Annotated in this window: 1 protein-coding gene; it reads right to left on the bottom strand. The window is 73.9% G+C overall.

Annotation, left to right across the window (positions count from 1 at the left end):
* Positions 1-101: 101 nt before the first annotated feature.
* Positions 102-15,173, bottom strand: a complete 15,072-nt coding sequence (locus ACYQ8Q_RS05260) for a type I polyketide synthase (RefSeq protein ID WP_460073178.1) — start codon at positions 15,171-15,173, stop codon at positions 102-104.
* Positions 15,174-15,247: the final 74 nt, after the last annotated feature.

Here is a 15,247-nt window from a genome sequence, read left to right on the forward strand (position 1 = left end):
CCGATCGCGGCCTCTGTTAGGTGAAGTCCTATATCTGGCAGCTCAATTGACGCTCCGTCAGGGGTGACGTGCGGGTGTCCGAGGGAGCCGCACGCCACCGCTCACGCGGACCCGAACTGCTGGTCGATGAAGTCGAAGAGGTCGTCGTCGCTGGCCGCGTCGATCCGCTCCTCGACCGCCGCCTGCGGGGACCCGCCGTGACCGCCGGGACCGGCCCCGCCGGAGGGGACCGTGGTCCCGGCGGCCGCGGCCGTGTCCAGCGTGGACAGCAGACCGCGCAACCGCCCGGCCAGCGCGGAGCGCACCTCCTCGTCCCCGGCGATCTCGGCCAACGCGCCCTCCAGCCGGTCGAGTTCCGCCAGCATCGGCCGCACGGCCGCCGCGGCGCCCGGCGCGGTCTCCGCCCGCAGGTGGCGGGCCAGCCCGAGGGGCGTCGGGTAGTCGAACAGCAGCGTGGCGGGCAGCCTGAGCCCGGTCGCGGTGGTGAGCCGGTTGCGCAGCTCGACGGCGGTCAGCGAGTCGAAGCCCATCTCCAGGAAGCCGCGTTCGGGGTCCACCGCCTCGGAGTCGGCGTAGCCCAGCACGGCCGCCGCATGGTCGCGGACGAGGTCCGCCAGCACCGCGAGGCGCGCCTCGGCGTCCAGTTCCGCGAGCCTGCGGCGCAGCCGCTCGGCGGGCGCGCCCCCGTCGGCCCCGGCGGCGGCGCGGCGGCCGGGCGCGGGCTTGACGAGGGACCGCAGCAGGGCCGGAACCTCCCCGTCGGGCGTCCGCAGCCCGGCCGTGTCGAAACGGGCCGGGACCAGCACCGCCCGGTCGGCCGCCACGGCGGCGTCGAAGAGGCCGAGGGCCTGCTCGGACGGCATCGGGACGACACCGCCGCGCGCCATCCGCACCAGGTCGGCCCGGTCCAGCTTGCCGGTCATCGCCGACCGCTCCTCCCACAGGCCCCACGCCAGTGACTGGGCGGGCAGTCCGTGGGCGCGCCGCTGCCGGGCGAGGGCGTCGAGGAAGGCGTTGGCCGCCGCGTAGTTGCCCTGCCCGGAGCCGCCGAGGACGCCGGCCAGCGAGGAGTAGAGCACGAAGGCGCGCAGCTCGCTGTCCCGGGTCAGTTCGTGCAGGTGCAGCGCGGTGTCGGCCTTGGCGGCGAGCACCGTGTCGAGCCGTTCCTGGGTGAGGGTGCCGATGACACCGTCGTCGAGGACGCCCGCGGTGTGCACCACGGCGGTCAGCGGGTGCCGCGCGGGGACCGTGGCGAGCAGCGCGGCCAGCGCCTCCCGGTCGGAGGTGTCGCAGGCGACGAGTTCGGCCCGGGCACCGAGCGCGGTCAGGTCGTCGAGGAGTTCCCGGGCGCCCGGCGCGTCGGGGCCGCGGCGGCCGACGAGCAGCAGGTGCCGGGCCCCGTGCCGGCCGGCCAGATGCCGGGCGACGAGGCCGCCGAGCGCGCCGGTGGCCCCGGTGACCAGGACGGTGCCGTCCGGGTCGAGCAGCGCGCCGGTGTCGCCGTCGGCCTGCTGGGTCGGCCGGGCACGGACCAGCCTCGGCACCCGCAGCTCGCCCTTGCGGAGGGTGACCTGCGGTTCCTCGTGGCGGGCCGCGGCGGGCAGCGCCCGGTACGACTCCTCGGCGCCGTCCCAGTCGAGGAGCAGGAACCGGTCCGGGTTCTCGGTCTGCGCGGTGCGCACCAGGCCCCATACCGCCGCGGCCACCGGGTCGGGCGCCCGGTCGCCGTCGTGGACGGTCACGGCGTGCCGGGTGACCAGCACCAGGCGGGTGGCGTTGAAGGTGTCGTCGGCGAGCCAGTCCTGGAGCAGCCGCAGCACCTGACCGGTCACCCGGCGCACGGCGGCGGCCGTGTCGGCGCCGTCCGGCAGCCCCGCCTCGGCGTCACCGAGGCCGGGCACGGCGGCCAGCACCGTCCCGGGCGCCGGGAGGTCGCCGACGGCGACGGCGCGGGCGAGGCCGTCCAGGCCGGGGTGGGGTGCGGCGGCGAGCCCGACGGCCGTCAGGGCCTCCCCGAGGGAGGGGTCCATGTCGCAGTCCAGGACGGCGAAGCCGTCGGAGACGGGCCGGGCGGGGGCGGCGCTGGCGCCGGTGGTGTGCGGGGTCAGCCACTCCAGTTCGTACAGATGCCGGGCGGCGGTGCGGGCGTCGCCCCCGAGGTGCCCGGCGGGCAGGGGTCGCAGGGTCAGTCCGCTCACCGTGACCACGGGACCGCCCGCGGGATCGGTGACGGTCAGCGCGACCGTGTCGGGGCCGGCCGGGACGAGGCGCACCCGCAGCGCGCCGGCTCCCGGCGTGTGCAGCCGTACGCCGGTCCAGCTGAACGGCATGAGCGCGGGACCGGACGCGGCGCCCGGGGTCAGTCCGACGGTCTGCAGGGCGGCGTCCAGCAGGGCCGGGTGCAGTCCGTAGCCACCGGCGTCGGCGGCGATCCCGGTGGGCGGCTCGACCTCGGCGTACACGTCCTCGCCGAGCCTCCAGGCGGCGGTCAGCCCCTGGAACGCGGGTCCGTAGCCGAAACCGCTCGCGGCGAAGCGGTCGTGGAGCCCGTCGAGGGCGATCTCCTCGGCGCCCTGCGGCGGCCACGGCCCGAGCGGGGACTCGTCGGCCGGGTGTGCCGTGGCGCTGAGCTGACCGAGCGCATGGCGGGTCCACGGCTCGCCGTCCGCCGCGTCGTCCGGTCGGGAGTGCACGGTCACGGCGCGCACTCCCTGCTCGCCGGGCTCGCCGACGGTGACCTGGAGGTGGACGGCGCCCTGCTCGGGCAGCACGAGCGGTGCCTCCAGGGTGAGTTCGTCGACGGCGGTGCCGCCGACCCGGTCGGCGGCCAGCAGGGCCAGTTCCAGGAAGGCGGTGCCGGGCAGGATGGCGGTGCCGGAGACCGCGTGGTCGGCGAGCCAGGGGTGGCTGCTGAGTGAGAGCCGTCCGGTGAGGAGGTAGCCGTCGCCGCCCGCGAGGGCCGTGCCCGCGGCGAGCAGCGGATGCTCCCCGGCGGAGAGCCCGGCGGCGGCGAGGTCCGGGACGCCGGGGTCGGCGTCGAGCCAGTAGCGGGCGTGCTGGAAGGCGTACGTCGGCAGCTCGGCCCGGCGCACCGGACGACCGGCGAAGTACCGGGCCCAGTCGGGGCTCGCGCCGTGCACGTGGAGCGTGGCGAGGGCGGTCGTGACCGCGGTCTCCTCGGGCCGGTCGCGGCGCAGCAGCGGGGTGACGACGGCGGCCTGCGGGTCGGCGAGACAGTCGCGGGTCATGGCGGTGAGCACCGCGTCGGGACCCAGTTCGAGGTAGGCGGTGACGCCCTGCCGCTCCAGGGTGGCGACGGCGTCGGCCCACCGGACCGTGCCGCGCACATGGCCCACCCAGTAGTCGGCGCCCTCCAGCTGCCCGGAGTCGGCGAGTTCGCCGGTGAGGTCGCAGACGACGGGCACGCTCGGGGGGGTGTACGTCGTCGCGCGGGCGACGGCCGCGAAGCCGGCCTGCATCGGTTCCATGCGCGGCGAGTGGAAGGCGTGCGACACCGTCAGCCGCTTGGTGCGCAGCCCCGCCTCGCGCCATGCCTCGGCCAGCTCCTGCACGGCGTCCTCGTCACCGGAGACGACCACGGACGCCGGGCCGTTGACGGCGGCGACGGACACCCGGTCCTCGTAGTCGCGCAGGGCTTCCACGACCTCCGTCTCGCCCGCCTGCACGGCCAGCATGGCGCCGCCGTCGGGCAGTCGCTGCATCAGCCGGCCCCGGGCGGCGACCAGACGGCAGGCGCCGGCGAGGTCGAACACGCCGGCGACATGGGCGGCGGCGAGTTCGCCGATGGAGTGGCCGACCACGATGTCCGGCCGCAGCCCCCAGTGTTCCAGCAGCCGGAACTGGGCGACCTCCAGAGCGAACAGCGCGGCCTGGGTGTAGGCGGTGCGGTCCAGCAGCTCGGCGTCGGGGGTGCCGGCAGGGGCGAACAGCACTTCCTTCAAAGGCCGTTCGAGCTCCCGGTCGAGTTCGGCGCACACGGCGTCGAGGGCGTCGGCGAAGACCGGGTGGGCGGCGTACAGGTCACGGCCCGCGCCCGGCCGCTGGCTGCCCTGACCGCTGAAGAGGAACGCGGTGCGGCCGCCTCGGCGCCGCTCCCCGCGCACCAGTCCGGGAGCCTCCCGTTCCTCGGCCAACGCCCTGACACAGGAGATGAGTTCGTCCTGGTCGCGGCCGACGGCGGCCGCGCGGTGGTCGAAGCCGGTGCGCCCGAGGGCGAGGGTGTGCGCGATGTCGAGGGGCGGGGCGGTGCGCTCCGGGTCCTCCACGTGCGCGAGCAGCCGCACGGCCTGGGCGCGCAGGGCGTCGGCGCTCCGTGCGGAGAGCACCCAGGGGACCACACCACCGTGGACCGGAGGTTCGGGAGCCTCGGCGGACGGCTGCGGGGACCGGGCCGGCGGCCGGGGCGACTCGGCGGGCGGCTGCTCCAGGATCACATGGGCGTTGGTGCCGCTGATGCCGAAGGCCGACACGCCGGCCCGGCGCGGACGTCCCGCGCTCTCCGGCCACTCGACCGCCTCCGTCAGGAGCGCCACCGCCCCCTCGGTCCAGTCGATGCGGGTCGAGGGCCGGTCGGCGTGCAGGGTGCGCGGCAGCACACCGTGCCGCATCGCCAGCACCATCTTGATCACACCGCCGACACCGGCGGCGGCCTGGGTGTGCCCGATGTTGGACTTCAGGGCGCCGAGCAGCAGCGGCCGGTCCTCGGGCCGGTCCTGACCGTACGTCGCCATCAGCGCCTGCGCCTCGATGGGGTCGCCGAGCCGGGTGCCGGTGCCGTGGGACTCGACGGCGTCGACATCGGCCGGGGAGAGCCCGGCGGCGGCCAGCGCCTGACGGATGACGCGCTGCTGTGCCGGTCCGCTCGGCGCGGTGAGGCCGTTGCTGGCGCCGTCCTGGTTGACCGCCGAACCGGCGAGCACCGCGAGAACGGGGTGGCCGCCCCGCCGGGCGTCGGAGAGCCGCTCCAGCAGCACCACGCCGACGCCCTCGGCCCAGCCCGCGCCGTCGGCGTCGTCGGAGAACGCCTTGCAGCGGCCGTCCGCGGACAGGGCGCGCTGTCGGCTGAACTCGACGAACGTGTCCAGCGAGGAGATCACCGTGACCCCGCCGGCCAGCGCCATGGTGCACTCACCGGAGCGCAGTGCCTGCGCGGCCATGTGCAGGGCCACCAGGGACGAGGAGCAGGCGGTGTCGACGGTGACGGCCGGGCCCTCCAGACCGAAGGTGTAGGAGATCCGTCCCGAGGCCACGCTGCCGGCGCTTCCGGTGGCCAGGTAGCCCTCGAAGCCCTTCGGGGCGTGCTGAACCCGGGAGCCGTAGTCGTGGTAGTTGGAGCCGACGAACACCCCGGTGGCGCTGCCGCGCAGCGTCCTGGGATCGATGCCGGCCCGCTCGAACGCCTCCCACGACGTCTCGAGCAGCAGCCGTTGCTGCGGGTCCACGGCCAGCGCCTCGCGCGGGCTCATGCCGAAGAACTCGGGGTCGAAGTGGTGCGCGTCGTACAGGAATCCGCCGCCGCGGGCGTAGAAGGTGCCCGGACGGTCCGGGTCGGGGTCGTAGGCGCCCTCGAGGTCCCAGCCGCGATCCTCGGGGAAGGCGGACACGGCGTCACCGCCCTGTGCGAGCAGCCGCCACAGGTCCTCCGGGCCGTCCACCCCACCGGGGTAGCGGCAGCCCATCGACACGATCACCACGGGGTCGTCGTCCGTCGCGACGGGCCGGAGCGAGCCGGCCGGTGCCGGGTCGGCCTGAGCCTGGTCGGCGGGCATGCCTGCCGTGCCGAACAGGTCCTCGTGCAGCTTCGCCGCGAGCGCGAGGGAGGTCGGGTGGTCGAAGACCAGGGTGACCGGCAGCCGGAGTCCGGTGCTCTCGGCGAGGGTGTTGCGCAGGGCCACCGCGGTGAGCGAGTCGAAGCCGAGGTCGCGGAAGGCCCGCTCCTCGTCGACCTGGTCGGCGCCCGCGTACCCGAGCGCCGCGGCCGCCAACGTCCGCACCAGAGCGAGGAGTTCACGCCGCTGGTCGTCGTACGCAAGGCCTGCCAGGCGCCCCGTGAGCGCGTTGGCGTCGCCGCCGTCCGCCACGGGCGCGCCGCGCGCCGCCAGGGCCGCCCGAACCTCGGGCAGGTCTGCGAGGACCCGCGGGGCGCGGTCGGAGTGGGCGAACGCGTACGTCTCCCACCGTACGTCGGCCAGCGCCAGCACGGGTTCACCGGCGGACACGGCCTGCTGAAGCCCCGTCAGGGCCGACTCGGGCTCCATGGCCGGCATACCCGCCCTGGCCAGCCGCTCACCGGTCTCCCCTGCGGCCAGTCCTCCGCCGCCCCAGGCACCCCAGGCGACCGACGTGGCGGGCAGCCCGTCGGCGTGCCGCTGCCGGGCGAGCGCGTCGAGGAAGGCGTTGGCGGCCGCGTAACTGCCCTGGCCGGGGCCGCCGAGCGTGCCCGCGAGCGAGGAGAACAGCACGAACGCGTCCAGTTCCAGGTCCCGGGTCAGCTCGTGCAGGTGCAGCGCCGCCGCCACCTTGGGCCGCAGCACCGTCTCGGCACGCTCGGGAGTGAGGCCGTCCAGCACGCCGTCGTCGAGCACCCCGGCCGCGTGCACGACCGCAGTGAGCGGCTGGTCGCCGGGTACGGCAGCCAGCAGCGCGGCCAGCTGATCCCGGTCGGCGGCGTCGCACGCGGCGAGCGTGACGCGGGCGCCGAGTCCGGTCAGCTCCGCCTCCAGCTCCGCCGCGCCGGGCGCGTCCGGGCCCCGGCGTCCGACCAGCAGCAGATGGCCGACGCCGTTGCGGGCCAGCCGACGGGCGACCTGAGCCCCCACACCCCCGGTTCCGCCCGTCACCAGCACGGTGCCGGTCGGCGTCCAGAGGGCGGGCGCGGGATCGGGCAGCGCGGCCCGCTCCAGCCGCCGCGCGAACAGCCCGGAACCCCGTACGGCCACCTGGTCCTCCTGCGCGGCCCCGGACAGGGCCGCCACCAGCCGGACGAGGGCACGGTCGTCCAGCTCCGGCGGCAGGTCCACCAGCCCGCCGAAACGCTGCGGGTACTCCAGAGCGGCGATCCGGCCGAGCCCCCACGCCTGCGCCTGGACGGGGGCGGCCGGCCGGTCGGCACGGCCGGTGGACACCGCGCCGCGGGTGGCGATCCACAGCGGCGCGGCCACGCCCGCGTCACCGAGGGCCTGCACCAGGGCCGTGGTGAGGGCGAGCCCGTTGTCGAGGGCGGTGCCGGGAGCGTACGGCGACTCGTCCAGCGCGAGCAGCGACAGCACCCCTGCCGGCCGCAGGGCACCGCCGTCGTCACTCACGACCGTACCGAGCAGCGCGGTGAGCCGCTCCCGGCCGACACCGGCGGCCACCTCCAGGGTGGTCACCTCGGCCCCGTGGGCGGCCAGACCGTCGGACAGGGCGGTGACGAGTGCGGTGTCGGGGTGTCCCTGCGGGACGACGAGCAGCCAGGCGCCGGTCAGGGCCACGTCCCGGATGTCCCGGCCGACCGGCTTCCAGACCACCTTGTACCGCCAGCCGTCCACCACCGACCGCGTCGCCTGCTCCCGGCGCCAGCCCGACAACGCGGGAAGGACCCCGGCCAGCGACTCCCTGTCGGACACGCACAACGTCTCCGCCAGCGCCTCCAGGTCCTCGCGCTCGACCGCCTCCCAGAAACGGGCGTCCACCGCCTCCTGCCCCGAGGCCGAAACCGCCAGGGGAGCCGTCTTCTCGAGCCAGTAGCGGCGGTGTTGGAAGGCGTAGGTGGGCAGCGGGACCGTCCGCGCATCCTGGCCCGCCAGAACAGCCGTCCAGTCCACCGGGATACCCCGTACCCAGGCCTCGGCCAGCGAGGTCAGGACACGATGAGCATCACCCTTGTCACGGCGCAGCGTTCCCACCACGACCGCGTCCGGCGCCGCCTCCTGCACCGCCATCCCCAGCACCGGATGCGAACTCACCTCCACGAACGCCCCATACCCCTGCTCCACCAGACCCTGAACGGCCTCCGCGAAACACACCCGCCGACGCAGATTCCGGTACCAGTAACCCCCGTCCAGACGGGCCGTGTCGACGACCTCCGCCTCGGTCGTGGAGAAGAACGGCACCTCACCCGAACGGGGCTCGACCGCCGCCAGCACCCGGGCCAGCTCGTCCTCGATCGCCTCGACGTGCCAGGTGTGGGAGGCGTAATCCACCGGAACACGACGAGCCCGGATCTCCTCCGCCCCGCAATGCGCCATCAACTCATCCAGCGCGTCCGCGTCCCCGGCCACGACCACCGAAGCCGGACCATTCACCGCCGCCACATCAACCCGCCCCGACCACGACGTCAGCAACTCCTCCACCTCGGCAAGCGGAAGAGGAACCGACACCATGCCCCCACGCCCCGCGATCGCACGGATCGCCCGCGAACGCAACGCCACCACCCGCGCCCCGTCCTCCAACGACAGACCACCCGCCACCACCGCAGCCGCGATCTCCCCCTGCGAATGACCCACCACCACCGACGGCACCACACCACACGCAGCCCACACCGCAGCCAACGACACCATCACCGCCCACGACACCGGCTGCACCACATCCACATCCACCAACTCACCCCCACCCCGCACCACCTCACTCAACGACCACCCCACAAAAGGAGCCAACGCCCGCTCACACGCCTCCATCGACGCCGCGAACACCGGCGAGACACCCCACAACTCCCGCCCCATCCCCACCCACTGCGCCCCCTGACCCGGAAACACGAACACCACCCGATCAGCACCACCACCCGCCACCGCACCCCGCACCACACCGGAGCCGACCACCCCACCAGCAGCCAACACATGCAGCCCGCCGACGAGTTCCGCAGACCCACCACCCAGGACCACAGCCCGGTTCTCAAACGCCGAACGCGTGGCGGCCAGTGACCACGCCACATCCACCGGCCGCACCTCACCCACGACCGACGCCAGACGGCCCGCCTGACCCGCCAGCCCCTCCCCACCACGACCCGACACCACCCACGGCACCACACCACCACCCACGAACACCGGTGCCACATCCACATGGCCGGAGCCGGCCTCCGACAGAACCGGAGCCTCCTCCACCACCACATGCGCGTTGGTGCCGCTCACTCCGAAGGACGACACACCGGCGCGGCGCGGACGGCCTTCGGCCTGCGGCCACTCCACGGCCTCCGTGAGCAACGACACCGCCCCCGTCGACCAGTCGACATGCGGAGTCGGCTCGTCGACGTGCAGTGTCGGCGGAAGGAGCCCGTGCTGCAGCGCCAGCACCATCTTCATCACCCCGCCGACACCGGAGGCTGCCTGGGTGTGACCGATGTTGGACTTCAACGAGCCCAGCCACAGCGGTCGTTCCGGGTCCCTGCCCTGGCCGTAGGTCGCCAGGAGCGCCTGTGCCTCGATCGGGTCGCCCAGCGTGGTCCCCGTGCCGTGCGCCTCCACCGCGTCCACGTCAGCCGCCGACAGCCCGGCCTTGGCGAGGGCCGCCCGGATCACCTGCTGCTGGGCGGGGCCGCTGGGGGCGCTGAGGCCGTTGCTCGCACCGTCCTGGTTGAGGGCGGTGGAGCGGACCACGGCCAGCACGGGATGGCCGTTGCGGCGGGCGTCCGAGAGCCGCTCGAGGAGCACCATGCCCGCTCCCTCGGCGAGCCCCATGCCGTCGGCGGCCTTGGCGAACGCCTTCGACCGGCCGTCCTTGGCGACGCCACGGGTCCGGGCGAAGCCGATGAAGCCGATGGGTTCGACCATCACGGCGACGCCGCCCGCCAGAGCCATGGAGCACTCTCCGGAGCGCAGCGCCTGGACCGCCATGTGGAGGGCGACCAGAGAGGAGGAGCAGGCGGTGTCGATGGTCACCGCGCTGCCCTCCAGGCCGAGGGTGTAGGCGATCCGGCCGGACAGCACGCTGGTGGCGCTGCCGGTGACGATGTGTCCTTCGACGCCCTCGGGCAGGTTGTCCAGGCCGCCGAAGCCCTGGTTGGCGGCGCCCACGAACACGCCTACGGGAGTGCCGCGCAGCTCCTCGGGCACGAGCCCGGCCCGTTCCAGCACCTCCCAGGAGGTCTCCAGCAGCAACCGCTGCTGGGGGTCCATGGCGACGGCCTCGCGCGGCGAGATCCCGAAGAAGCCGGGGTCGAAGTCGCCCGCGTCGTAGACGAAGCCGCCCTCGCGTGCGTAGCAGGTGCCCTCGCGGTCCGGGTCCGGGTCGTACAGGGCCTCGAGGTCCCAGGCGCGGTCGTCGGGGAAGGCGTCGATGACGTCGCGGCCCTCGGCGAGGATCCGCCACAGTTCCTCGGGGCTGTCGGCGCCGCCCGGGTAGCGGCAGCTCATGGAGACGATGACGATCGGGTCGTCGTCCGCGGCGGCCCCACGGTCGGGGGCCATGGGCGTGGCCGGCACGGGAAGGGCCGCCGGGTCTCCGAGCAGTTCCTCGCGGACGTGCCGGGCCAGGGCGGTGACCGTGGGCCGGTCGAAGATCACGGTGACGGGCAGACGCAGGCCGGTGGCGGCGTTCAGCCGGTTCCGCAGCTCAACCGAGGTCAGCGAGTCGAAGCCCAGCTCGCGGAATGCCCGGCCCACTTCCACGCTGTTCGGGCTGCTGTGCCCGAGCACTCCGGCGACCTGGGCACGTACCAAATCCAGTACGGCCTGCTGCTGTTCGTCGGGGACCATGCCGCGCAGCCGGTCGACGAGACCGGAGCCCGCCGCGGCCGATGTGTCCTGGCGGGTTCGTTCTTCCTCGGCGCGCAGCAGCTCGGCGACCTCGGGCACCTCGGTGAGGAGGGGGCGGGGGCGGGCAGCGGTGAAGACGGGGACGAAACGCTCCCAGTCGATGTCGGCGACGGCGACGAAGCACTCGTCGCGGTCCAGGACCTGCTGCATGCCCCTGACCGCGAGGGCGGGGTCCATGAAGGGGATGCCGCGCCAGCGCAGTTGCTCCTGGACGATGTCGAGGGCCATGCCGCCGCCCTCGTCGCTCCAGATGCCCCACGCGATGGAGGTACCGGCCAGGCCGCGGGCCCGCCGGTGCTCGGCGACCGCGTCGGCGTAGGCGTTGGCCGCCGCGTACGCTCCGTGGTCGCCGCTGCCCCAGACTCCGGCGACGGAGGAGAACACGACGAACGCGTCGAGCCGGTCGTCGGGGAAGAGCGCGTCGAGATGCGCGACGCCCGACAGCTTGGCCTCGGCCCCGTCGGCGAACTCCTGGAGGGTGGTGGTGGCCAGCGGGATGAGGATGCCGACGCCGGCGGTGTGCACGACGGTGCGGATGGGCGGCCCGTCGGCCTCCACCCGCTCGACGAGCGCGGCCAGGGCGTCCCGGTCGGCGATGTCGCAGGAGGCGAGGGTGACGCGGGCGCCCAGCTCCCGCAGCTCGGCCTCCAGTTCGGCGGCGCCCGGGGCGTCCGCTCCACGGCGGCTGACCAGGACCAGGTGCTCGGTTCCGTTGCTCGCGAGCCAGCGGGCCGTGTGGCCGCCGAGGCCACCGGTGCCGCCGGTGATCAACGCGGTGCCGCGCGAGGTCCACGTACCGTGACCGCCGTCCGACACCCCGGCGGGGACCCGGGTCAGCCGGCGGATCAGGACGCCGGTGCGCCGGACGGCCACCTGGTCCTCGGCACGGGAGCCGGAGTCGGCGAGGATCCCGCACAGCCGGGTGGCGGTGCGCTCATCGGGCTGCTCCGGGAGATCGACGAGGCCACCCCAGAACTCGGGGTGCTCCAGTGCGGCGACCCTGCCCATGCCCCAGGTGCCGTTCTGTACGGGGTTGCGCAGGGGGTCGCTGTCGCCCGTGGTGACGGCCCCGCTGGTGGCCAGCCACAGCGGGGCACGCACACCGAGGTCACCGCACGCCTGGATCAGCGCCAGCCCGGCCACCAGACCGGACGCGAGTCCCGGCTGTCCGGGGTACGGGTGCTCATCGAGCCCGAGGAAGGAGAGCACACCGTCGAACCGGACGGAGTCCACGCCATGGTGCTGTGCCGTCTCGGTCAGCAGGGCCGCCAGCCGCTCGCGGTCGGTGTCGGAGGAGTCGACGAACAGGGGGACGGTCTGAGCCCCGTGCGCGGCGAGCCCCTCCAGGCAGACCCGGACGAGTTCGGTGCCCGCGTGGCTCGCGGGAACGACGACCAGCCAAGTCCCTTCCAGTGTGGTGGACGTGGAATCGGCCGTCGGCCGCCAGGCGAGGCGGTAGCGCCAGGAGTCGAGGGTGGACGCGGCTCGGCGGCCCCGGCGCCAGGCCGACAGCACGGGCAGCGCCTGGGCCAGCGCCTCCTGCCCGGTGTCCCCTGCGACTTCGAGGACGCCGGTCAGCGCTTCGACGTCCTGCTCCTCGACAGCCGCCCAGAATTCGGCGTCCGCCGGGTCCTGAACACCGCCGGTGGCGGCGACCGGGTGCGGGCGGTCGGGGTCGAACCAGTAGGGGCGGTGCTGGAAGGCATACGTCGGCAGCGCCACCGTCCGGGCCCCGTGGCCGGCCAGGACCGCCGTCCAGTCCACCGGGATCCCCCGTACCCAGGCCTCGGCCAGCGAGGTCAGGACACGATGAGCGTCACCCTTGTCACGGCGCAGGGTTCCCACCACGACCGCGTCCGGCGCCGCCTCCTGCACCGCCATCCCCAGCACCGGATGCGAACTCACCTCCACGAACGCCCCGTAACCCTGCTCCACCAGACCCTGGACGGCATCCGCGAAACGCACCCGCCGACGCAGGTTGCGGTACCAGTAAGCTCCGTCGAGGCGGGCGGTGTCGACGATCTCCGCCTCGGTCGTGGAGAAGAACGGCACCTGACCGGTTCGCGGTTCGACGGCCGCCAGCACCCGCGCCAGCTCGTCCTCGATCGCCTCGACGTGCCAGGTGTGGGAGGCGTAATCCACCGGAACACGACGAGCCCTTACGTCACTGCTCTCGCAGTACGCCATCAGCTCGTCCAGCGCGTCCGCGTCCCCGGCCACGACCACCGAAGCCGGACCGTTCACCGCCGCCACATCAACCCGCCCCGACCACGACGTCAGCAACTCCTCGACGTCGGCGAGCGGAAGCGGGACAGAGACCATGCCGCCGCGCCCGGCGATCGCACGGATCGCCCGCGAACGCAACGCCACCACCCGCGCCCCGTCCTCCAACGACAGACCACCCGCCACCACCGCAGCCGCGATCTCCCCCTGCGAATGCCCCACCACCACCGACGGCACCACACCACACGCAGCCCACACCGCAGCCAACGACACCATCACCGCCCACGACACCGGCTGCACCACATCCACATCCACCAACTCACCCCCACCCCGCACCACCTCACTCAACGACCACCCCACAAAAGGAGCCAACGCCCGCTCACAAGCCTCCATCGACGCCGCGAACACCGGCGAGACACCCCACAACTCCCGCCCCATCCCCACCCACTGCGCCCCCTGACCCGGAAACACGAACACCGTGCCGTCGGGAACCACGTCGAAGCTGCCGGTCACCGCTCCGGGAGCCACACCGGCGTTGGCCGCCAAGTCCCCGAGTCCTGAGATGAGTTCATTTCGCTCCGTACCGAGGAGGACCGCCCTGTTCTCGAACGCGGCTCGGGTCGCGGCCAGTGACCACGCCACATCCACCGGTCGCACCTCGTCACCGGCGGACTCCACAGACGACGCCAGGCGACCGGCCTGGCCCGCCAGCCCCTCCCCACCACGACCCGACACCATCCACGGCACCACACCACCAGCCGCGAACACCGGTGCCGTGGTGTCGTCGACGGTCTCCGGTTCCCTCACCTCGGGGTCGGACTCCGGCGCCTGTTCGAGGATCACATGGGCGTTGGTGCCGCTCCCGCCGAAGGAGGAGACGCCCGCGCGACGGGGCCGACCGGTCTCGGGCCACGCCTCGTTCTCGGTGAGGAGTTCGACCGCGCCGGACGACCAGTCGACGTGCGGGGTGGGCTCGTCCAGGTGCAGCAGCTTCGGGAGGACGCCGTGATGCATGGCGAGCACCATCTTGATGATGCCGGCGACACCCGAACTGGCCTGCAGATGGCCGATGTTGGACTTCAGGGAGCCCATCCGCAACGGTGCCTCGCGGTCCTGCCCGTAGGTCGCCAGGAGCGCCTGTGCCTCGATCGGGTCGCCCAGTGTGGTCCCCGTGCCGTGCGCCTCCACCGCGTCCACCAGATCGGCGCCCAGCCGTGCGTTGGCGAGGGCCGCCCGGATCACCCGCTCCTGCGCGGGACCGTTGGGCGCCGTCAGACCATTGCTCGCCCCGTCCTGGTTCACCGCCGAACCACGCACCACCGCCAGCACCGGATGACCGTTGCGACGAGCGTCCGACAGCCGCTCCAGCAACAACACCCCCACACCCTCACCCCAGCCGGTACCGTCCGCCCCCGCCGCGAACGGCTTGCACCGACCGTCCGGCGCAAGCCCCCGCTGCCGACTGAACTCCACGAAGTTCCGGGGGCCGGCCATGACGGTGGCTCCGGCGGCCAGGGCGAGGCGGCACTCGTCCTGGCGCAGGGCCTGGACGGCGAGGTGCAGCGCCACCAGCGACGAGGAACACATGGTGTCGACGGTGACGGCGGGACCCTCGAAGCCGAGGGTGTAGGCGATGCGGCCGGACAGCACCGCGCCGGAGCCGCCCGTCAGCATGTGTCCCTCGACGCGGTCCCGGGCCCGGGCGGCAGCCGCCCCGTACCCCTGGTCGCTGCTGCCGACGAACACGCCGGCCTTCTCGCCGCGCAGGGTGCCGGGGTCGATCCCGGCCCGCTCCAGCGCCTCCCACGAGGTCTCCAGCAGCAGCCGCTGCTGCGGGTCCATCATCGTCGCCTCGCGCGGCGATATACCGAAGAACGCGGGGTCGAAGTCGGCCGCGTCGTAGAGGAACGAGCCGGAACGGGTATAGCTGGTGCCCTGGTGTTCCGGGTCGGGGTGGTACAGGTTCTCCAGGTCCCAGCCGCGGTTCGCGGGCAGCTCGGAGACGGTGTCGGCGCCTGCCACCAGCATGGCCCAGAAGTCCTCGGGAGTGTGCGCGTTGCCGGGGAAGCGGCAGCTCATCGAGACGATGGCGATGGGCTCCTGCTGCCGGGCCTCGACCTCCTGAAGGCGACGGCGGGTCTGCCGAAGGTCGGTGGTGACCAGCTTGAGGTAGTCGCGGAGCTTGTCCTCGTTAACCATGAGCGTCATCAGTCCCTAGAGGATGGGGCGGTGGGGCAGTGCGGTGGGGTGGTGCGGTGGGGAGGGGGGCAGCC

The organism is Streptomyces sp. YKOK-I1, from assembly GCF_054660435.1.